At 71.3% G+C, this 21,267-nt stretch carries 17 protein-coding genes; 5 read left to right on the plus strand and 12 right to left on the minus strand.

Translation table 11 applies throughout. The annotated features are described in order from the left end of the window. The first annotated feature begins 64 nt into the window (after window positions 1–64). The 4 genes from BN6_RS38775 to BN6_RS38790 all read left to right on the plus strand — a co-directional run bounded on the left by BN6_RS38775 (window position 65) and on the right by BN6_RS38790 (window position 4,498). Entirely contained in the window at window positions 65–505 is a 441-nt protein-coding gene (locus tag BN6_RS38775) for an Lrp/AsnC family transcriptional regulator (RefSeq protein WP_015105339.1), read from the plus strand. 49 nt (window positions 506–554) lie between these two features. Next, on the plus strand, window positions 555–1,316 hold the full coding sequence (locus BN6_RS38780; protein ID WP_015105340.1) for an enoyl-CoA hydratase: 762 nt from the start codon (window positions 555–557) through the stop codon (window positions 1,314–1,316). A 228-nt stretch (window positions 1,317–1,544) separates the two neighbouring features. Beyond that, entirely contained in the window at window positions 1,545–3,449 is a 1,905-nt protein-coding gene (locus BN6_RS38785) for a 2-oxoacid:acceptor oxidoreductase subunit alpha (protein ID WP_015105341.1), read from the plus strand. After that, window positions 3,446–4,498 (plus strand): 2-oxoacid:ferredoxin oxidoreductase subunit beta, encoded by a 1,053-nt coding sequence (locus BN6_RS38790; protein WP_015105342.1) that lies wholly within the window; start codon window positions 3,446–3,448, stop codon window positions 4,496–4,498. The genes BN6_RS38785 and BN6_RS38790 overlap by 4 nt, the downstream gene beginning before the upstream one ends. Window positions 4,499–4,664: 166 nt before the next feature. On the opposite strand, the gene BN6_RS38795 is transcribed toward BN6_RS38790, so the two are convergent. Further along, on the minus strand, window positions 4,665–6,971 hold the full coding sequence (locus tag BN6_RS38795; RefSeq protein WP_015105343.1) for a sunset domain-containing protein: 2,307 nt from the start codon (window positions 6,969–6,971) through the stop codon (window positions 4,665–4,667). Window positions 6,972–7,167: 196 nt separating this feature from the next. Here BN6_RS38795 and rarD point away from each other — a divergent pair, with 196 nt between their 5' ends. Next, complete coding sequence (rarD, locus tag BN6_RS38800) at window positions 7,168–8,094, plus strand: EamA family transporter RarD (protein ID WP_015105344.1); 927 nt, start codon at window positions 7,168–7,170, stop codon at window positions 8,092–8,094. A 104-nt stretch (window positions 8,095–8,198) separates the two neighbouring features. Here the strand turns inward: rarD and BN6_RS38805 are convergent, their stop codons facing one another. Genes BN6_RS38805 through nuoF form a run of 11 tightly spaced genes read right to left on the minus strand, consistent with a single transcriptional unit; the run spans window position 8,199 to window position 21,261 of the window. Then, entirely contained in the window at window positions 8,199–9,164 is a 966-nt protein-coding gene (locus BN6_RS38805) for a polyprenyl synthetase family protein (protein ID WP_231905478.1), read from the minus strand. A 55-nt stretch (window positions 9,165–9,219) separates the two neighbouring features. After that, complete coding sequence (gene nuoN, locus BN6_RS38810) at window positions 9,220–10,788, minus strand: NADH-quinone oxidoreductase subunit NuoN (RefSeq protein ID WP_015105346.1); 1,569 nt, start codon at window positions 10,786–10,788, stop codon at window positions 9,220–9,222. A gap of 1 nt (window position 10,789) precedes the next feature. Beyond that, complete coding sequence (locus BN6_RS38815) at window positions 10,790–12,355, minus strand: NADH-quinone oxidoreductase subunit M (RefSeq protein WP_015105347.1); 1,566 nt, start codon at window positions 12,353–12,355, stop codon at window positions 10,790–10,792. Beyond that, window positions 12,352–14,283 carry an NADH-quinone oxidoreductase subunit L gene (nuoL, locus tag BN6_RS38820; RefSeq protein ID WP_015105348.1) on the minus strand — a complete coding sequence of 644 codons (1,932 nt, stop codon included), beginning with the start codon at window positions 14,281–14,283 and terminating at the stop codon, window positions 12,352–12,354. Before nuoL ends, BN6_RS38815 begins: the two co-directional genes overlap by 4 nt. A gap of 10 nt (window positions 14,284–14,293) precedes the next feature. After that, the gene (nuoK, locus tag BN6_RS38825; RefSeq protein ID WP_015105349.1) at window positions 14,294–14,593 is read right to left on the minus strand and encodes an NADH-quinone oxidoreductase subunit NuoK; all 300 of its coding nucleotides are present in this window, start codon (window positions 14,591–14,593) and stop codon (window positions 14,294–14,296) included. Further along, window positions 14,590–14,766 carry a hypothetical protein gene (locus BN6_RS47195; protein WP_158509489.1) on the minus strand — a complete coding sequence of 59 codons (177 nt, stop codon included), beginning with the start codon at window positions 14,764–14,766 and terminating at the stop codon, window positions 14,590–14,592. Before BN6_RS47195 ends, nuoK begins: the two co-directional genes overlap by 4 nt. After that, window positions 14,763–15,596, minus strand: coding sequence for an NADH-quinone oxidoreductase subunit J (locus tag BN6_RS38830; RefSeq protein WP_015105350.1), 834 nt, complete (start codon window positions 15,594–15,596; stop codon window positions 14,763–14,765). Before BN6_RS38830 ends, BN6_RS47195 begins: the two co-directional genes overlap by 4 nt. Continuing rightward, the gene (nuoI, locus tag BN6_RS38835; protein WP_015105351.1) at window positions 15,593–16,129 is read right to left on the minus strand and encodes an NADH-quinone oxidoreductase subunit NuoI; all 537 of its coding nucleotides are present in this window, start codon (window positions 16,127–16,129) and stop codon (window positions 15,593–15,595) included. Before nuoI ends, BN6_RS38830 begins: the two co-directional genes overlap by 4 nt. Further along, window positions 16,116–17,498: an NADH-quinone oxidoreductase subunit NuoH gene (gene nuoH, locus BN6_RS38840; protein WP_015105352.1), complete on the minus strand. Its 1,383-nt coding sequence runs from the start codon at window positions 17,496–17,498 to the stop codon at window positions 16,116–16,118. The genes nuoI and nuoH overlap by 14 nt, the downstream gene beginning before the upstream one ends. Next, on the minus strand, window positions 17,495–19,966 hold the full coding sequence (locus BN6_RS38845) for an NADH-quinone oxidoreductase subunit G (RefSeq protein WP_015105353.1): 2,472 nt from the start codon (window positions 19,964–19,966) through the stop codon (window positions 17,495–17,497). Before BN6_RS38845 ends, nuoH begins: the two co-directional genes overlap by 4 nt. Next, a complete protein-coding gene (gene nuoF / locus BN6_RS38850) occupies window positions 19,963–21,261 on the minus strand; it encodes an NADH-quinone oxidoreductase subunit NuoF (protein ID WP_015105354.1) in 1,299 nt (432 codons plus the stop codon). The genes BN6_RS38845 and nuoF overlap by 4 nt, the downstream gene beginning before the upstream one ends. Window positions 21,262–21,267: the final 6 nt, after the last annotated feature.

Raw genomic sequence — 21,267 nt, forward strand, 5'->3', positions numbered from 1 at the left:
TAAATTCCCATCTGACCAGCGAACAACGCCGCAGTATTGCGTCTGTTGGTGCAGAATGTTGCGTGTGGACTCGATCGACCAGCGAATCATTTCGTGCCTGATGGCCAACGCCCGCTCCAGCTACGCCGACATCGGCAAGGAGGTGGGCCTGTCCGCCCCGGCCGTCAAGCGCCGGGTGGACAAGCTGCTGGACACCGGCGTGCTCCGCGGCTTCACCGCCGTCGTGGACCCTGAGCAGCTCGGATGGGGTACCGAGGCCTTCGTGGAGGTGCACTGCCGGGGCAACGTCGCCCCCCACGACATCCAGCAGCGGCTCGAACCGATGGCCGAGGTGCTGGCCGCCTACACCGTCTCCGGGGCGGCCGACGCGATCGTCCACCTCCGCGCGGCCAACATCCACCACCTGGAGACCGCCCTGGAACGCCTGCGCGCCGTCGAGATCATCGACCGGACCGTCTCCACGGTCGTGCTCTCCCGCCTGCTCGACCGGCCGCCGGCACCCTGACCGACCGGCGGCGGGACCGGCCGGCGCGACCGCGCCCTAGAGTCGCGCCATGTCCGAGGTGCTGCTGGAGCGTTCCGACCGGGTCGGCGTGATCACCGTGCACGACCCCGAGCGGCGCAACGCGTTGACGCTCGACCTGTCCGACCAACTCGTCGCGGCCGTCAAGACCTGCGAGCAGGATGCCGATGTCCACGCCGTGGTGGTGACCGGCGCTCCCCCGGCGTTCTGCGCGGGAGCCGATCTGACGGCCCTGGGCGAGGCCCGGGAGCAGGGGCTGCGGCGCATCTACGCCGGGTTCCTCGCGGTGGCGGACTGCGCGCTGCCGACGATCGCGGCCGTGGGCGGCGCGGCGGTGGGCGCGGGGCTGAACCTCGCGCTGGCCTGCGACGTGCGGCTGGCCGGCCCCAAGGCGCGGTTCGACGCGCGGTTCCTCCAGCTGGGCATCCACCCCGGCGGCGGGATGACGTGGCTGCTGCAACGCCTGGTCGGCCCGCAGGCGGCGACCGCGATGACGCTGTTCGGGCAGGTCCTGGACGCGGACGCGGCGGTCCGGCACGGGCTGGCGTGGGACCGGGTGGACGGCGGGCACGACGAGCTGGTCGCCTCGGCGGTCGAGTTCGCGAGGGCTTCGGCCGAAGCTCCGCGGGACCTGGTCCGCACCATCAAGGCCACGATGAGGACGACGGCGGTCCTGGACGCCCACGCGGACGCCGTGGACACCGAGGTCGTCCCGCAGGTCGCCTCGATCGAGACCCCGGAGTTCGCGGCCAGGCTGGCCGCGATGAAGGCCCGGATCAGCGGGCGGCCGTGAACCTGGACAGGGCCGGACGCTACCTGTAACTTCCGGTAACAGTTACTAACCGGTACATCCGAAATTGCGGCGATTACCGCCTGGTTGGCCCTTGTCACACCAGGTGGGACGAACCGTCCCGCAGAGTGGTACAGGAGAAACCGGCCCGTGCGCGGGCACGACTACCCTCGCGGAGGGGAGGGGCGACTTGCCCTCAGGCGGGCGTGAAGAGAGGGATCGGCGTAGGACATGACTACCGACGTTGGTAATGGCCCCGCGCCAGGTGGCAACGCCAAGGACCGCGGCACCGGCACCGTCCGGAAGCTCGACCGCGTGGTGATCCGGTTCGCCGGCGACTCCGGCGACGGCATGCAGCTCACGGGCGACCGGTTCACCTCCGAAGCCGCGGCCTTCGGCAACGACCTCGCGACGCAGCCGAACTTCCCGGCCGAGATCCGGGCGCCCCAGGGGACGCTGCCCGGGGTCTCGAGCTTCCAGCTGCACTTCGCCGACTACGACATCCTGACCCCCGGCGACCGCCCCGACGTGCTGGTGGCGATGAACCCGGCGGCGCTCAAGGCGAACATCGGCGACCTGCCCAAGGGCGGGATGCTGATCGTCAACACCGACGAGTTCAGCAAGCGCAACCTGGTCAAGGTCGGGTACGCCGCCGACCCGCTGGAGGACGGCTCGCTGGAGACCTACCAGGTGCACAAGGTCGCCATGGCCACCCTGACCATCGGCGCGCTGGAGAACACCGGCCTGGGCAAGAAGGACGCCGAGCGGGCCAAGAACATGTTCGCGCTCGGCCTGCTGTCGTGGATGTACCACCGGCCGACCGAGGGCACCGAGCGGTTCCTGCGGGAGAAGTTCGCCAAGAAGCCGGACATCGCCGAGGCCAACGTGCTGGCCTTCCGCGCGGGCTGGAACTACGGCGAGACCACCGAGTCGTTCGCGGTCACCTACCAGGTCGCGCCCGCCAAGCTCAACCAGGGCACCTACCGGCAGATCACCGGCAACACGGCGCTGGCCTACGGGCTGGTGGCCGCCGGCCGGCTGTCCAAGCTGCCGGTCGTGCTGGGCACCTACCCGATCACCCCGGCCTCGGACATCCTGCACGAGCTGTCCAAGCACAAGAACTTCGGCATCACCACGCTCCAGGCCGAGGACGAGATCGCGGGCATCGGCGCGGCGCTGGGCGCCTCCTACGGTGGCGCGCTGGGCGTGACCTCGACGTCCGGTCCCGGTGTGGCGCTCAAGTCCGAGACCATCGGCCTCGCGGTGATGACCGAGCTGCCGCTGGTCGTGGTCGACGTGCAGCGCGGTGGCCCGTCCACCGGCCTGCCGACCAAGACCGAGCAGGCCGACCTGCTGCAGGCGATGTTCGGCCGCAACGGCGAGTCGCCGGTGCCGATCGTCGCGCCGCAGTCCCCCGCGGACTGCTTCGACGCCGCGCTGGAGGCCGCCCGGATCGCGCTGGTCTACCGGACGCCGGTGCTGCTGCTCTCCGACGGCGCGATCGCGAACGGCTCCGAGCCGTGGCTGGTCCCCGACGTCGAGGACCTGCCGGACCTGACCGTCGAGTTCGCCACCGAGCCCAACGGCCCGGACGGCGAGTTCTGGCCGTACCTGCGCGACCCGGAGACGCTGGCCCGCCCGTGGGCGGTGCCCGGCACCGCCGGGCTCCAGCACCGCATCGGCGGGCTGGAGAAGGCCGACGGCGACGGCAACATCTCCTACGACCCGGCCAACCACGACCACATGGTGCGGCTGCGGCAGCGCAAGGTCGACGGCGTCGAGGTGCCCGACGTCGTGGTCGACGACCCGTCCGGCGAAGCGCGGGTGCTGGTCGTGGGCTGGGGCTCGTCCTACGGCCCGATCGGCGCGGCGGCGCGCCGGGTGCGCAAGCTCGGGATGCCGGTGGCGCACGCCCACCTGCGCCACCTCAACCCGTTCCCGAAGAACCTCGGGGACGTGCTCGCCCGGTACGACAAGGTCGTCGTGCCGGAGATGAACCTCGGTCAACTGGCGTTGTTGTTGCGAGCGAAGTACCTGGTGGACGCGATCAGCTACACCAAGGTGCAGGGCCTGCCCTTCAAGGCGGAGGAGCTCCAGGACGTGCTCGCCGATGTGATCAAGGGAGTGTCCGCGTGACGGCCATCGAATTGGGGCTGCCGGGCCTGGGGGGCCTGGTCGGCGTTCCCACCTCCGACGAGCCGCAGAAGGCCAAGGACTACAAGTCGGACCAGGAGGTCCGCTGGTGTCCCGGGTGCGGCGACTACGTGGTGCTCAACGCCGTGCAGTCGTTCCTCCCGACCCTGGGCCTGAAGCGCGAGAACATCGTGTTCGTCTCCGGGATCGGCTGCTCTTCCCGGTTCCCCTACTACATGAACACCTACGGGATGCACTCGATCCACGGACGGGCGCCGGCCATCGCGACCGGTCTCGCCGTGGCCCGACCCGACCTGTCGGTGTGGGTGGTGACCGGTGACGGCGACGCGCTGTCCATCGGCGGCAACCACCTCATCCACACGTTGCGGCGCAACGTGAACCTCAAGATCCTGCTGTTCAACAACCGGATCTACGGCCTGACCAAGGGCCAGTACTCGCCCACCTCCGAGGAGGGCAAGGTCACCAAGTCCACCCCGCTCGGCTCGCTGGACCACCCGTTCAACCCGGTGTCGCTGGCACTGGGCGCGGAGGCCACGTTCGTCGGGCGCGCGGTCGACTCGGACCGGGCGGGGCTCACCGAGGTGCTGCGGCAGGCCGCCGAGCACCGCGGGACGGCCCTGGTCGAGATCTACCAGAACTGCCCGATCTTCAACGACGGCGCGTTCGACGTGCTCAAGGACGCCGACGAGGCGGCCCGGCGGATCATCAACGTCGTGCACGGGGAGCCGATCACCTTCGGCGGCGGCGAGTTCGCCGTCGTGCGCGACGGGTTCGGGCTGGGCGTGGCCAAGACCGCGGACGTGGCGGCGGAGGACGTCGTGGTGCACGACGCGGCCGACCTGAACCTGGCGTTCGCGCTGTCCCGGCTCTCGACCCAGGACCTCCAGCACACCGTGACCGGGGTGTTCCGCAACGTCGCGCGGACCACGTACGACGACGCGGCGCGGGCGCAGGTGGAGGCGGCCAAGGCGGCCAAGGCCCCGGACCTGGGCGCGCTGCTGCGCGGCAAGGACACCTGGACCGTCGTCTAGCCGAACCTGCCGGACACACGGAAGGGCCCCTGTTCCGCCTCCCGGAACAGGGGCCCTTCGCGTTCCCTCCCCAGGGAGCTCTTGTGCGCCGTGGAGGACTATCCCACGCGGCACTTGTGGTCCGGGTGAAAACGAGACCCCCCGGTCCCCGCCGGGACCGGGGGTGTCACGGCGCGGGCCGGAAGCCCGCCTTCTCGGCGTCGGACGTGGTGCGGAACCAGACGTCGGCGCGGGTCTCGCGGAAGTTCGCGGACTCGCCGGTGTAGTAGCGGCGGCCGGTGAGGGTCGCCTTGACGTGGAAGTCGGGGGCGGGCGCCATCCCGTCGGACTTGGGCAGCACCGAGCCGGGACCGAACGGCGAGCGCGGGTTGAAGCCCTCGGGCTGCTGGTAGCGGGTGGTGCCGGCGGCGGGGCGGCCGCCCGTGCTGGGGCTGAAGCCGACCGGGCGCGGGCGGACCGGGCGCTGCGGGGGCGGACTGGCCGGCTGGGGCGACAGCGGCGCGGGCGGTGGCGTGCGCGGGCTGTTGGCCGGGCGGGTGGGGCGCTGCGGCAGGCCGCCGCCGCTGGAGGCCAGCAGCTCCGGGGCCAGCGTCGGGACGAACGGCTGGTCGTTGCCGGGCGCCGAGGGGCGCGGCGTGACCGGCGGGATCGGCGGCTCGTCGTCGATGTCCTCGGGGGTGAGCAGCGGCTCGAACAGCGAGCGCGGCCGGCCGGGCTCGCGCGGCTCGCGGGGCACCTCGGGCTTGGCCGGACGCGGCGCGGGCCGCTCGCGGGCCGGGCGCTCGATGGGGGCGGGAGCGTCGCCGTGGGCCGGTGACCCGCCGTTCTCGGGCTCGAAGTCCGGTGCGGTGAACATCGACACCGGTTCGGCGGGCGCTTCGCGGTCGGGCTCGGTGAACAGCGAGACGGCCGGCTCCGGCTGTGCCACCACCGGTTCGGGTTCGGTGGCCACCGGCTCGACGTAGGTGGTCTCGGCGTGGGCCGGTACGACGTGCTCGGGCTCGGCGTGCTCGGGCTCCGCGTGCTCGGGCTCGGTGTGCTCGGGCTCGGCATGCTTTGGCTCGGCATGCTTCGGCTCGGCGCCCTGGGGCTCGACGTGCTGGGGCTCGACGTGCTGGGGCTCGACGAACTCGGGCTCGGTGCGCTCAGGCTCGGAGTACACGGGCTCGCTGTGCGCGGGCTCGGCGTGCCGGGGTTCGAAGTGCAGGGGCTCGACGTGCACCGGCTCGAAGGGCTCGGGCTCGATGTGCCGGGGCTCGGGCTGGGGAGTGAACGGCTGCTGGGTGAACGGCTGGGGGGTGAACGGTTCCGGGCCGACGGACAGGTCCGCGCCGAACGGCGAGATGTACTCGGTGCGCGGCGAGAGCCGGTCGGCCTTCGAGCGCGTGGGCTCCGGCTCCGAGAACTCCGACGGCGGCAGGTCGGGCCGGATCGCCGGGTACTCGCCGGTCAGGTCGTGGTCCGGCCAGCGCTGCGCGTCCTCGGAGCGCCACGCGGGCCGGGGGTCCTCGGTGTGCCAGGTGTTGCGCGGCTCGGCGACCGGCTCACGGGTCTCGTCCTCGCGGGCGCGGGCGAGTTCGGCGTGGAAGTCGTCGGCGCGGGACTGCTCGTCGGCGTGCAGGTCGTCGGCGCGGGAGTGCTCGGACCGGGAGCGGTCGTCGGACCGGCCGTCGACCTCGGCGATGGCCTGGGCCAGCGCGGTCGCCGGGATGAGCGTGGTGGTCTCGGACGGGCGCTCGGGCTCGTCCTCCTCCTCGTGCGAGGCGGAGTCGCCGGGCTCGTCGGCGTCCTCGCCGTACACCTCGGGCACGCCGGGCTCCTCGCGCCACACCTCGCGCGGCTGGAACGCCTCGACCTCGGGCGGCGCGGTCGGCTCGGGCTGCGGCACGGCGGGTTCGGCCGCGACGGCGGGCGGCAGCAGCCGGGTCTGCTCGGCCGCGTGCCCGGCGTCCTCGGCCGGCCGGCGCGCGGGCTCCGGCTCGACCTCGGGGGTGAGCCGCTCGAACAGGCTGCGCGGGCGCTCCTCCTCCTGCCCGGGAAAGGACTGGTCGGGGAAGGGCTGCCCGGGGAAGGACTGGTCGGGGGAGGACCGGTCGGCGGACGATCGCCCCGGCGAGGGCTGGTCGGCGTAGGGCCGCTCCTCGAAGTCCGACAGCGGGCGGTGCTCGTCGTCCAGCTCGTCGCGGTGCTCGTCACGCCGGTCGAGCTCCAAGCCCGCCACGTCGTAGCGCGGCGGTTCGTCGCGCACCAGGGCGTCGACCGGCGAGCGGGGCTCCTCCGGCCAGTCGTCGTAGTCCTCGCGCACGGGGACCGGAGCCGGGGCCGGAGCGGGGCGCGGGGAGGTGAGCAGGCGCTCCTCCAGCTCCTCCAGCTCCTTCTTCGCCGGGCGGACCAGGACCAGCCAGGTCAGCGCGACGCCTGCCACGAACGACAGCAGGCTCCACAGCCAGACCTGTCCGAACAGCGAACCCACGGGAGACCCTCCCACTGCGACGTCCTGTCACACCCCGACACGCTCCGCTGCCAGGTTCACCCGGTAGTGGAGCGGCTGCAAAACTACCCTGACCACCCGTCCGCGCGCGCTTTGCCGCCCCGACGTCGGCCGCTGGTCGAATAATAAGCCACGTGGACCGACTGACCTGGCAAAACGGCAGCGTAGAGTGACCGCTGTGCCGCCGTTGACGAACTCTTCCGCGATCTCGGCGGAAACCAACCACACGAACCGGGGCGTCGCCTTCGGCATCGGCGCCTACGTCCTGTGGGGCATCGTGCCCGCCTACTGGCCGCTGCTGGCCCCGGCCGGCGCGGTGGAGATCCTGGCCCACCGGATCGCCTGGTCGCTGGTGGTGATGGTGCTGCTCACGGCGGTCCTGGGCCGGTGGGCGGGGCTGCGCGGGCTCTCGCTCAAGGGCTGGCTGATGGTGGCCGCCGCGTCGGTGCTGATCGCGGTCAACTGGGGCGTCTACATCTACTCGGTGAACGCCGGCCACGTGGTCGAGGCCGCGCTCGGCTACTTCATCAACCCGCTGGTCAGCGTCCTGCTCGGGGTGGTCGTGCTGCGCGAGCGGCTGCGCCGCGCCCAGTTCGCGGCGATCCTCATCGCGCTGGTCGCGGTGGTCGTGCTGGCCGTGGACTACGGGCAGCCGCCGTGGATCTCGCTGGTGCTGGCCTGCTCGTTCGGCCTCTACGGCCTGCTGAAGAAGACCGTGCCGCTGGACGCCACGGCCAGCCTCACCGCGGAGAGCGTCGTGCTGGCCCCGATCGCGGTGGGCTACCTGGTCTGGCTGGGCCCGGCGGGCACCTTCACCGACCACGGCGTCGGCCACGCGCTGATCCTGGTGTCGGCGGGTCTGGTCACGGCGATCCCGCTGGTGCTGTTCGGCGCCGGGGCCCGGCTCATCCCGCTGATCACCATGGGGATGCTCCAGTACATCGCGCCGATCCTGCAGTTCTCGTGGGGCGTGTTCGTCATGCACGAGCCGATGCCGCCGTCGCGGTGGTTCGGGTTCGCGCTGGTGTGGCTGGCGCTGGTCGTGTTCACCGTCGACGCGCTGCGGATCCGGCGCAGGCCGCGGCTGCTCGCGCCGGTCGAGTAGGCCACCGGCCGGACGCGGTCAGGCCGCCGAGCGGCCGGAAGCCACCCGTCAGCGCTCAACGGGAACGGGTCAACGGGAACGGGTCAACGGGAGCGGGTCGCGGGTCAACGGGAGCGGGTCACGACGTACTCGCTGACCGATTCCAGCGCTTCCCGGGCCGGTCCCGCCGGCAGGTCGGCCAGCGCGGCACGGGCCCGCGCCGCGTAGTCGTCCAGCGTCCGCCGGGCGCGCTCCAGGCCGGCCGACGAGCGCAGCAGCTCCAGCGCCTCGGTCACCTCGGCGTCGTCGGTCAGCGGCTGGGCCAGCAGCTTCGCCAGCCGCGAGGCCGGCTCGTCCTCCAGCGCGTAGAGCATGGGCAGCGTCTTCACGCCCTCGCGCAGGTCCGTGCCCGGGGTCTTGCCCGACTCGGACGAGGGGCTCGCGATGTCGATGACGTCGTCGGAGATCTGGAACGCCGCGCCGATCACCTCGCCGTACCCGCGCAGCGCCTCCACCTGCGCCGGCGTGGTGTCGGAGAACATCGCGCCGAACCGGGCGGCGGTGGCGATCAGCGAGCCGGTCTTCTCGGCGATCGTGGTCAGGTAGTGCGCGACCGGGTCCTCGTCCCCGCGCGGGCCCATCGTCTCCCGCATCTGGCCGGTGACCAGCTCGGAGAACGTCTCGGCGATGATCCGCGCGGCCCGCGTGCCCAGGTCCGCGACCAGCGCCGAGGCGTGCGCGAACAGGTAGTCGCCGGTCAGGATCGCGATGCTGTTGTCCCACTTCGCGTTGGCCGACTCCGCGCCGCGGCGCATGGTGGCCTCGTCCATCACGTCGTCGTGGTACAGCGTCGCCAGGTGGGTGAGCTCCACCACGGCCGCGGCCTTGATGACGCTGTCCCGGTCCCAGGAGGAACCCAACTGCGCGGACAGGATGGTGAACAGCGGCCGGATCCTCTTGCCGCCCGCCTCCACCAGGTGCAGGGAGGTCTCCATCACCGGGTGGAACTCGCTCTGCACGACTTTGTGCAGCAGCTCCTCCACCTCGGCCAGCCCGGCCTGCACCACCTCCGCGAGCACGGGGTCCGTCAACCGGAACCCCGTCCCCGCCTGCTCGCTACTGGTCACTCCTGAAGCCTACGTACCGCTAGAAGGCGAACCCGCCGGCACCCGCCCAATCGAGGGCGAAAGCCGGCCAGACGCCCAGCACGAGGGTGATCGCCGCGCCCATGGTGATGGCCACGGTGGTGAACGCGCCGGGCACGGTCACCGTCGGGCCGTCCGGCGCGGGCTCGCTGAAGTACATCAGCACGATGACCCGCAGGTAGAAGAACGCCGCCACCGCGGAGGCGACCAGGGCGATCACCACCAGCGGCGCCATGCCGCTCTGGATCGCCGCCGCGAACACCACGAACTTGCCGATGAACCCGCTGGTCAGCGGGATGCCCGCGAGCGCGAGCAGCAGGAAGGTGAACACCGCGGCGGTGATCGGCGAGCGCTTGGCCAACCCGGCCCACTGGGACAGGTGGGTGGCTTCGCCGTCCGCGTTGCGGACCAGCGACACGACGCCGAACGCGGCGATCGTGGTGAAGCCGTAGGCCATCAGGTAGAACATCGTGCCGGACAGGCCCTCGCTGGTCAGCGTGATCGACCCGACCAGCAGGAAGCCCGCGTGCGCGACCGACGAGTAGGCGATCATCCGCTTCACGTCGGTCTGGGTGAGGCCGAGCACCGCGCCGATGACCATGGACGCGATCGCCACGCCCCACAGCACGCCGTTCCACTCCCAGCTCGACTTCTCGAACGCCACGAACAGCACCCGCAGGATGCCGCCGAACGCGGCGACCTTCGTGCAGGCCGCCATGAACGCGGTGATCGGGGTCGGCGCGCCCTGGTAGACGTCCGGGGTCCAGGCGTGGAACGGGCCGACCGACGCCTTGAACAGCAGGCCGACCACGAGCAGGCCGAAGCCCGCGTAGAGCAGCGTGTCGGAGCGGTCGGTGCCGGCCGTCGCGGTGGCGATGTCGGCGAGCTTGACCGAGCCGGAGTAGCCGTAGAGCAGGGCCACGCCGTAGAGGAAGAACGCCGACGCGAACGCGCCGAGCAGGAAGTACTTGACCGCGGCCTCCTGCGAGAGCAGGCGACGGCGGCGGGCCAGGCCGCACATCAGGTACAGCGGCAGCGACAGCACTTCCAGCGCGATGAACATGGTCAGCAGGTCGTTGGACGCGACGAAGACCATCATGCCGCCGAGCGCGAACAGCGTCAGCGGGAACACCTCGGTCTGCATCCCGAACCGGCCGGCCTGGGCGCGGTCCTGGACGGTGCCGGGCCGGATGGCGGCGTCGGCGACGAACGCGCCGCCGGGCTCCACCGAGCGGTCCGCGATGAGCAGCACCGCGCCGAAGCCGAGCACCAGCAGCGTGCCCCACAGGAAGATCACCGGCTGGTCGACCGCGATCGCCCCGGAGAGGGTGGTCTTGCCCTGCGCGGGCGTGTCCTCGGCGCTGCCGTACGCGGCCAGCGCCACGCCCGACGCGAGCAGCGTCGCCAAGGTCAGCACGACCTGGCTGGACCACCGCTGCTGCTTGGGCAGGAAGGCTTCGACCAGCACGCTCAAGCAGGCCGCGCCGAGCACGATCAGGATCGGCGCGACCGCGAGGTAGTCGATCTCGGGGGCCTGGAGCCGCTGGGTCTGAGCGAGGAACGTCTCCACGTCACTTGCCTTCCTGCGTGACCGGGTCCGCGACCCCGACCTCGCTGAGCGTCGCCCCGACGGACGGGGTGATCACGTCCAACACCGGCTTCGGGTAGAACCCGAGCACCAGGATCAGCGCGACCAGCGGCGCGAGCACCGCCAGTTCCCGCTTGTCCAGGTCCTTCACCGGGGCGCGCCGCGGGTCGACCGTCGCGCCGGGCCCGCCGGTCGCGCCGATCAGCGCCGTGCCGCGCACCGGGCCCTGGAACACCCGCTGGTAGAGCCACAGGATGTAGAGCGCGGCCAGCACCATGCCCAGCGCGGCCAGGATCGTGAAGACCGGCTGGGTCGGGTAGGAGCCGACCAGCACCAGGAACTCGCTGACGAACGAGTTGGTGCCGGGCAGCGCCAGCGACGACAGGCCGGCCACGAAGAACAGGCCGCCGAGCACCGGCGTCAGCTTCGCCATGCCGCCGTAGTCCTCGATCAGCCGCGACCCGCCGCGGGCCATCACCATGCCGACGACCAGGAACAGCATGCCGGTCGAGATGCCGTGGTTGACCATGTAGAGCACCGCGCCGGCCCCGGCCTGCGAGCTGAACGCGAAGATGCCCAGCGCGATGAAGCCGAAGTGCGCGATCGAGGTGTAGGCGACGAACCGCTTGAGGTCGGACTGGCCGACCGCGAGCAGCGAGCCGTAGAGGATGCCCGCCACGGCCAGCACCAGCACCAGCGGCGCGAGCTCCTGGCTGGCCAGCGGGAACATCGGCAGGCAGTAGCGCAGGAACCCGAACGTGCCGATCTTGTCCAGGATGCCGACCAGCAGCACGCCCGCGCCGACCGGCGCCTCGGCGCCGGCGTCGGGCAGCCAGGTGTGCAGCGGCACCAGCGGGGCCTTGATCGCGAAGGCGACGAAGAACCCGAGGAACAGCCAGATCTGGTGCGACAGCGGCAGCTCGCGGGTGACCGTGACCAGCGTCGCCCAGTCGAACGTGCCCGAGCCGAGCTTGTCGGCGGCGGCCACGTACACGCCGATCACCGAGGCCAGCATGATCAGGCCGCCGAGCAGCGAGTAGAGGAAGAACTTCATCGCCGCGTACTGCCGGTTCGGCCCGCCGAAGCGGCCGATCAGGAAGTACATCGGGACCAGCACGGCCTCGAAGAACACGTAGAACAGGAACACGTCGGTGGCGGCGAACACGCCGACCATGCCGGTCTCCATGACCAGCAGCAGCGCGAAGAACCCGCCCGCGCTGCGGCCCTCGGGCAGCTTGTCCGCCCACGAGCCGCCGATGACCACCGGCACCAGGAAGGCGATCAGCGCGATCATCACCAGCGCGATGCCGTCCACGCCGAAGGACAGGTGCACGCCGAAGGACGGGATCCAGTCCGCCGAGCTGGTCAGCTGGAGCCGCTCGGTCGACGAGGTGTCGTAGCCGACCCACGCGACCACCGCGATCGCCAGCTCGGCCAGCGACACGGCCAGCGCGACCACCTTGGCCAGCCGGTCGTTGCCCCGCAGGAAGGCCACCACCACGCCGCCCACCAGGGGCAGCAGGAGCAGCGCGATCAGCGTCCAGCTCACGAGAACCTCACCATCAGCAGCGCGCCCAGGACGAAGATCGCACCCAGGAGCATGGAGAGCGCGTAGGAGCGCACGAACCCGGTCTGCAACCTGCGCAGCCGGCCCGAGCTACCGCCGAGCAGCGCGGCCGACCCGTTGACCAGGCCGTCCACGCCCTTGTTGTCCACGAAGACGAGCGCGCGGGTGAGCCAGGTGCCCGGCCGCGCGAACAGCGCCTCGTTGAGCGCGTTGCCGTACAGGTCGGCGCGCGCCGCGCGGACCGGGAACGACACCCGCGCGGGCCGCTGCACCGGCTGCGGCTTGCGGCCGAACAGCAGCCACGCCACCAGCACGCCGAGGGCCGACAGGCCGAGCACCAGGAAGTTGACCGCGTTGTGGTCCAGCACGCCGTGCTGCTCCCGCAGCTCGCCCAGCGACGGGGTGAGCCAGCCGGCCAGGTTGTCGCCGGAGGCGAAGAACGCGCCCGCGCCGACCGAGCCGAACGCCAGCACGATCATCGGCACCGTCATCGACAGCGGCGACTCGTGCGGGTGGTACGCGCGGCCGTCGGCGGACTTCAGGTCGGTCCACCGGGCCTTGCCCAGGAACACCAGGAACAGCAGGCGGGTCATGTAGAACGCGGTCAGACCCGCGCCCAGCGCCGCCACGCCGCCGAACACCCAGCCGCGCCAGCCCTGCTCGCTGAACGCCGCCGCGATGATGGCGTCCTTGGAGAAGTAGCCGGAAAGGAACGGGAAGCCGATCAGCGCGAGGTAGCCCAGCGTCCAGGTGACGAAGGTGACCGGCATCTTGCGCCACAGGCCGCCCATCCGGCGGATGTCGCCCTCGTCGTTCATGCCGTGCATGACCGAACCGGCGCCGAGAAACAGCCCGGCCTTGAAGAAGCCGTGCGTGAGCAGGTGCATGATGCCCAGCGCGTAGCCGACCGGACCGAGGCCCACGGCCAGGATCATGTAGCCGATCTGGGAGACCGTCGAGTACGCCAGGACCTTCTTGAAGTCGTCGTACGCGCAGCCGATGACGCAGCCGATGAGCAGCGTGAACGCGCCGATGCACATCACGACCAGCCGGCCGTCGCCCGAGAGGTTGTAGATCGGGTTGGACCGGGCGATCAGGTAGACGCCGGCGGTGACCATGGTCGCCGCGTGGATCAGGGCGGACACCGGGGTCGGGCCGGCCATCGCGTCCGGGAGCCACGCCTGGAGCGGGAACTGGCCGGACTTGCCGCACGCGCCGAGCAGGAGCAGCAGCGTCACCGCGGTCACCGTGGCCGGCGACAGCTCGCCGACCCGCGCGAACACCTCGGTGTACTGGGTGGTGCCCAGCTCCTTGAACAGGATGAAGATCGCGATCGCCAGCCCCAGGTCGCCGACCCGGTTCATCAGGAACGCCTTCTTCGCCGCGGACGCGGCCTCCGGCTTGTGCTGGTACCAGCCGATCAGCAGGTACGAGGCCAGGCCGACGCCCTCCCAGCCGAAGTACAGGGTCACGAAACCGTTGCCCAGCACCAGCAGGAGCATCGCGGCGACGAAGAGGTTCAGGTAGGCGAAGAACTTCCGCCGCCCGGCCTCGTGCGCCATGTAGCCGATCGAGTAGATGTGGATCAGCGCGCCGACACCGGTGATCAGCAGGACGAACGTCAGCGACAGCGGGTCCAGGCGCAGCGCGAACTCGACGGTGAGCGCGTTGACCGACACCCAGTCGAACAGGTGCAGCTCACTGGTCCGCTCGCCGGACCGCGCGATCGTGTCGAAGAACAGCGCCACGCCGTAGCCGAACGCGGCGACGACCGTCGCGGTGCCGAGCAGGTGGCCCCACTTGTCGGTGCGCTTGCCACCGATCAGCAGCACCGCCGCGCCGAACGCGGGCAACGCCAACAACAACCAGGCGAGACCGCCGATCCCGCTGGCGGCAACAGGTTCCGTCACCGGTGACCTCTCAGTACTTCAGCAGGTTGGAATCGTCGACCGAGGCCGAGCGACGCGTCTTGAAGATCGCCATGATGATCGTCAGGCCCACCACGACCTCGGCGGCGGCGACGACCATCACGAAGAACGCCATGACCTGGCCGTCGAGCGCCCCGTTGATCCGGGCGAACGTGACCAGGCTCAGGTTCACCGCGTTGAGCATCAGCTCCACGCACATGAACACGACGATGGCGTTGCGCCGCACCAGGACGCCCACCGCGCCGAGGCTGAACAGCAGGGCGGACAGCAGCAGGTAGTAGGTGGGGGTCACGACTGCACTCCCTCGATCGCACGGGCGTTGGCCGGCACGGCGCGCGGCCGGCCGAACCGGACCTCGGGGCGGGCCGAGGCCCGCTCGGCGAACCGGGCGGCACCGACCGCCGGGCGCACGGTGAACCGGAGGAACCCGGCGGGCCGGGCGGTCCCGGTGAGCCGGGCGGTCACGACTGGTCCCCCTTGAGGGCGTGCGCGTCGGCCTCGGGACCGGTGCCGGCGACCTCGGCGACGTCGCCGTCGAGGGTCTCCTTGGCGGTGGTCTCGATCAGCTCGGACAGCGACTCGGCCGCGACCGAGCCGTCGGGCAGCAGGGCGGGCGTGGCCACCGAGTTGGCGGTGGCGAACACGCCGGGGCCGGGCAGCGAGCCGACCCGGTCGCCGCGGAAGCGCTCCTCGACCAGTTCCTTCTGGGTCTTCTTGCGGTCCTTGCCGACGTTCTGGGTGAACGCCAGCACCATCGCGCCGACCGCCGCGGTGATCAGCAGCGCCGAGGTGAGCTCGAACGGGAACAGGTAGTCGGTGAACAGGGCCTCGCCGATGTTCGCGACGTTGCCGCCGTTCTGGGTGTTCTGCTGGGCCAGGCCGACCGGCTCGACGTCGGTCAGCGCCCGCGCCAGCGAGCCCACCACGAGGCCGGCGAAGCCGACGCCGAGCACGCTCGCCGCGAGCCGCTGCCCGCGCAGCACCTCGACCACCGAGTCCGAGCTGTCCCGGCCGACCAGCATCAGCACGAACAGGAACAGCATCATGATCGCGCCGGTGTAGACGATGATCTGCACGAAGCCCAGGAACGGGGCCTGCTGCACCATGTACAGCACGCCGAGGCTGAGCATCGCCAGCACCAGCCACAGCGCCGAGTGCACGGCGTTGCGGGCGAACAACATGCCCAGCGCGCCGGCCAGGGCCAGCGGGCCGAGGACCCAGAACGCGACGGCCTCGCCGGTGGTGACGACGTCGACCACGCGTGCGGCGTCCTCGGGCTGGAGCAGCAGCATCATCGCCCGGCCTCCCGCGCCTCGTGCTCGGCGGCCAGCCGGGGCCCGTTGACGTAGTAGTCCTGCTCGTTCTCGCCCAGCCGCATCGGGTGCGGCGGCTGCTCCATGCCGGGCAGCAGTGGCGCGAGCAGGTCCTCCTTGGTGAAGATCAGCTTCTGCCGGTCGTCGTCGGCGAGCTCGTACTCGTTCGTCATGGTCAGCGAACGGGTCGGGCACGCCTCGATGCACAGGCCGCAGCCGATGCAGCGCAGGTAGTTGATCTGGTAGTCGGCGCCGAACCGCTCACCGGGCGAGAAGCGCGCCTCGTCGGTGTTGTCGCCGCCCTCGACGAAGATCGCGTCCGCCGGGCAGGCCCACGCGCACAGCTCGCAGCCGACGCACTTCTCCAGCCCGTCCGGGTGCCGGTTGAGCTGGTGGCGCCCGTGGAACCGGGGTGCGGTGACCTTCTTGACCTCGGGGTACTCCTCGGTGACGACCTTCTTGAACATCGTCCCGAAGGTGACCCCGAAACCCTTGACGGGATCAAACATCCCCATCGCCGGCCTCCTTAGCTGACACACTCGCGGGTGCGGGCGCGGTTGTCCGATCGCCGTCGGAGGACGGCGGTCGCGCACTGCCGTCGGAGGACGGCAGCTGCGCCACCGGGACCTGCCGGCGCGGCGGCGACTTGGGCACTTGCAGGTCCAGCGGCGGCACCGGGTACCCGCCGCCGGTGACCGGCACGGCGTTCGGGTCGCGCTGCTCGCGCTGGTCCGGCAGCAGGAACGCGACCAGCACGATCACCGCCAGCACGACGCCGAAGACGGCGAGCAGCACGCCGGTGCTCAACCGGTCGGCCTCGCGCTCCAGGTTGAAGTAGCGGGTGAAGGCGACCGCGACGAACCAGAACAGGGCGATCGGGACCAGGAACTTCCAGCCCAGCCGCATGAACTGGTCGTAGCGCAGGCGGGGCAGCGTGCCGCGCAGCCAGATGAACAGGAACAGGAAGCCCAGGGTCTTGATCACGAACCAGATCAGCCCGAGCCAGCCGTTGGAGTTGAGCACGTGGTCGGGGCCGACGAACGGGAACTGCCAGCCGCCCAGGAACAGCGTGGTGGCCAGCGCCGACACGGTCACCATGTTCACGTACTCGGCGAGGAAGAACAGCGCGAACTTCAGCGAGCTGTACTCGGTGTGGAAGCCGCCGACCAGCTCCGACTCGGCCTCGGGGAGGTCGAACGGGGCGCGGTTGGTCTCGCCGACCATGGAGATGACGTAGATGACGAAGCTGACCGGCAGCAGGATCGCGTTCCACGCCGGTAGCGCGCCCCACGCGATCGTGCCGGACTGGCTGCCCACGATGTCCGCGGTGGACAGCGAGTGCGAGCTCATCACCACCGCGACGATCGACAGGCCCATCGCGATCTCGTAGGAGATCACCTGCGCGGCCGACCGCAGCGCGCCCAGCAGCGGGTACGGCGAGCCGGAGGCCCAGCCGGAGAGCACGATGCCGTAGACGCCCAGCGACGAGCAGGCGAGCACGACGAGCACGCCCACCGGCAGGTCGACCAGCTGCAGGACGGTCTCCTCGCCGAAGATCGAGACCTTGCCGCCGAGCGGGATCACCGAGAACGCGACGAACGCCGGGATGCAGGAGATCACCGGGGCCAGGAAGAACACCCACTTGTCCGCCAGGACCGGGCGGATGTCCTCCTTGAACGCCAGCTTCAGCCCGTCCGCCAGCGACTGCAGCCAGCCGTTGGGGCCGACCCGGTTGGGGCCGGGCCGCTGCTGCATCCGGGCGACGACCTTGCGCTCCCAGTTGATCATGAACAGGGTCATCACGACGAGGAACGCGAAGATCCCCACGACCTTGATGACGACCAGCCAGAACGGGTCGTCCGCGAGCAGCTGTCCCGCGTTCATGCCTTGCCTCCGCGCGAGGTGAGTTCGGGCGCGTTCGCCACGGCCACCACGGAACCGTGGCCGGCGGCCAGGTTGCGCCGCACGGTGACCGCCCCGGAGTTGCCGGGCAGCCACACCACGCCGTCGGGCAGGTCCGCCGCCTCGACCGGCAGCGACACCTCGCCCCGGTCGGTCGACACCGTGATCAGGCCGCCCGGCTCGACACCGAGGTGCCGCGCGGTGGCCTCGGACAGCTTCGCGACCACCGGCCGCGCGGTGCCCGCCAGGTTCGGCTCGTCGTCCTGCCCGGACCCGTTGTCCAGCAGCCGCCGCCAGGTCGCCAGCACGGCCTGGCCGGGCTTGGGCTGGGACAGCAGCGGCGCGGGCACGGTCGGCGCGGCGGCGGTGAGCGTGCCGCGTCCCAGGCGCTCGAAGTCCGCCATCGCGGCGGCCGGGGTCTGGGTGAACAGGTCGGCGTCCATCTCGACGGCCAGCGTGTCCAGCACCCGGCCGTCCGGCAGCGCGCTGGTGCCCTCCAGGGTGAGCGGGAACGGGCGGTGCCGGCCCTCCCAGTTGAGGTAGCTGCCCGCCTTCTCCACCGCCGGGGCGACCGGGAGCACGACGTCGGCGTGCGCGGTGACCGCGCTGTGCCGAAGCTCCAGGCTCACCACGAAACCGGTCAGCTCCAGCGCGCGTTCGGCCAGCCCCGGGTCCGGCAGGTCGAACGGGTCGACCCCGCCGACCACCAGCGCGTCCAGCCCGCCGCTCGCGGCGGCGACCAGGATCGCGTTGGTGTCGCGGCCGGGCTTCGCGGGCAGCGCGTCGGCGGCCAGGCCCCAGGCCGCTTCGACCTCGGCGCGCGCGGCGGCGTCGGACACCAGCCGGCCGCCGGGCAGCAGCGTGGGCAGCAGACCGGCTTCCAGCGCACCCCGCTCACCGGCGCGGCGCGGGATCCAGGCGAGCTTCGCCCCGGTCCGGCCGGCCAGCGCGGCGACCGCCGAGAACAGGCCCGGCACCTCGGCGGCGCGCTCGCCGACCAGGATCACCGACCCCGGCTTGGCCAGCTCCGCCACCACGTCGGAGGCGTGCTCGGGCAGCGCGTTGAGCGCGGCCGGCTCGCCGCCGGGCACGCACGCGAGCAGCGTGCCGTAGGTCTTCTCCACCGCGGGCGTCGTGAACTGGCCCAGGTGGAACACCTTGGTCTTCTTCGCGCGGGCCGCCTTGCGCAGCCGCAGGAAGACGATCGGGGCCTCTTCCTCGGGCTCGAAGGCCACCAGCAGCGCGGCGGGCGCGGCCTCGATGCCCCGGAACGTCACGCCGTCGGCCGGCGTGGTGCCCAGCACCGACGAGGTGAGGAACTCCAGCTCCTCCGCCGAGTGCGGCCGGGCCCGGAAGTCGACGTCGTTGGTGCGCAGGGCGATCCGGGCGAACTTCGAGTACGCGTAGGCGTCCTCGACGGTCAGCCGGCCACCGGCCAGCACCGCCGCGCCCTTGCCGTCCCGGGCCTTGGCCAACCCGGCCGCGGCGACCTGCAACGCCTCGGTCCACGACGACTCGCGCAGCTCGCCGGACTCCTTGTCGCGCACCAGCGGCCGGGTGATCCGGTCGTCGGCGGTGGCGTAGCGGAAGGCGAAGCGGCCCTTGTCGCAGATCCACTCCTCGTTGACCTCGGGGTCGTCGCCGGCGAGCTTGCGCTGCACCTTGCCGCGCCGCCAGTCGGTGCGCTCGGCGCAGCCCGACGAGCAGTGCTCGCACACGCTCGGCGTCGACACCAGGTCGAACGGCCGCGCCCGGAACCGGTAGGCGGCCGAGGTCAGCGCGCCCACCGGGCAGATCTGGATGGTGTTGCCGGAGAAGTACGACTGGAACGGCTGCTCCTGCGCCACGCCGACCTGCTGCTGCGAGCCGCGCTCCAGCAGTTCGATGAACGGGTCGCCCGCGATCTGCGCCGAGAACCGGGTGCAGCGCTGGCACAGCACGCACCGCTCGCGGTCGAGCAGCACCTGGGTGCTGATCGCGATCGGCTTCGGGAAGGTCCGCTTGTGCTCGTGGAAGCGGGAGTCCGCGCGGCCGTGCTTGAGCGCCTGGTTCTGCAACGGGCACTCGCCGCCCTTGTCGCAGATCGGGCAGTCCAGCGGGTGGTTGATGAGCAGCAGCTCCATCACGCCCTGCTGCGCCTTGTCCGCGACCGGCGAGGTGAGCTGGGTCTTGACCACCATGCCGTCGGCGACGGTCATCGTGCAGGACGCCTGCGGCTTCGGCATCGGCCGGCCGCCCATCTCCACCTCGACCAGGCACTGCCGGCACGCGCCCGCGGGATCCAGCAGCGGGTGGTCGCAGAAGCGCGGCACGACGATGCCGAGCCGCTCCGCGGTCCGGATCAGCAGCTCGCCCTTGGGCGCGACGACCTCCAGGCCGTCGATGACCAGCTTGACGTGGCCCTCGGGCACCACGAGTTCGGCGGTGGGTTTGTCCGGTGCGATCGTCATGCGCTTGCTCCCGCCAGGGCCGCGGCTTCCTTGTTCGTGGGTGAGTTCTGCTCGCACAGGGCCAGGAACTCGTCCTTGAAGTACTTGATGCCGCTGGTGATCGGGCTGACCGCGCCGTCGCCGAGCGCGCAGAACGAGCGGCCCAGGATGTTGTCGCAGATGTCCAGCAGCGTCTCGATGTCGGCGGCGGTGCCCTCGTTGCGGTTCATCCGCTGGAGGATCTGGACCAGCCAGTAGGTGCCCTCGCGGCACGGCGTGCACTTGCCGCACGACTCGTGCTTGTAGAACTCGGTCCACTTCATGACCGCCCACGGCACGGACACCGTCTCGTTGAAGATCTGCAGCGCCGTGGTGCCCAGCATCGACCCGGCCTCCGCCGCACCCTCGAAGTCCAGCGGGACGTCGAGGTGCTCGGCGGTGAACAGCGGGGTGGACGAGCCGCCCGGCGTCCAGAACTTCAGCGGGATGCCGTCCTTCATGCCGCCCGCCAGGTCCAGCAGCTCGCGCAGCGTGACGCCCATCGGGGCCTCGTACTGGCCGGGCCGCTCGACGTGGCCGGACAGCGAGTAGATCTTCGGGCCCGGCGACCGCTCGCGGCCCATCGTGCGGAACCAGTCCGCGCCGCCGTTGACGATGTAGGGAACCGAGGCGATCGTCTCGACGTTGTTCACCACGGTGGGCGAGGCGTAGAGACCGGCGGTCGCCGGGAAGGGGGGCTTGAGCCGGGGCTGGCCGCGCTTGCCCTCCAGCGAGTCGAGCAGCGCCGTCTCCTCGCCGCAGATGTACGCGCCCGCGCCGGCGTGCACGACGAGGTCGAGGTCGAACCCGGAGCCGAGGATGTCCTTGCCCAGGTAGCCCGCCGCGTAGGCCTCCCGCACGGCCGCGTCGAGCCGCCGGATGCAGTGCAGCACCTCGCCGCGCACGTAGATCGCGGCGAAGTTCGCCCGGATCGCGTACGAGGTGATGATGATGCCCTCGATCAGCGAGTGCGGGTCCGCCATCATCAGCGGGATGTCCTTGCAGGTGCCCGGCTCGCCCTCGTCGGCGTTGATCACCAGGTAGTGCGGCTTGCCGTCGCCCTGCGGGATGAAGCCCCACTTCAGGCCGGTCGGGAAGCCCGCGCCACCGCGACCGCGCAGCCCGGAGTCCTTGCACTGCTGGATCAGCTGGTCCGGGTGGGCGGTCAGCGCCTTGCGCAGCGCCGTGTACCCCTCCAGCTGCTCGTAGGTCTTCAGCGTCCACGAGCGCGGCGACAGCCAGCGCTTGGTGAGGACGGGAGTCAGTTGGTCGACCATCGGTGC

Origin of the sequence: Saccharothrix espanaensis DSM 44229, assembly GCF_000328705.1 — a bacterium.
In the GTDB taxonomy this organism is placed as follows: domain Bacteria; phylum Actinomycetota; class Actinomycetes; order Mycobacteriales; family Pseudonocardiaceae; genus Actinosynnema; species Actinosynnema espanaense.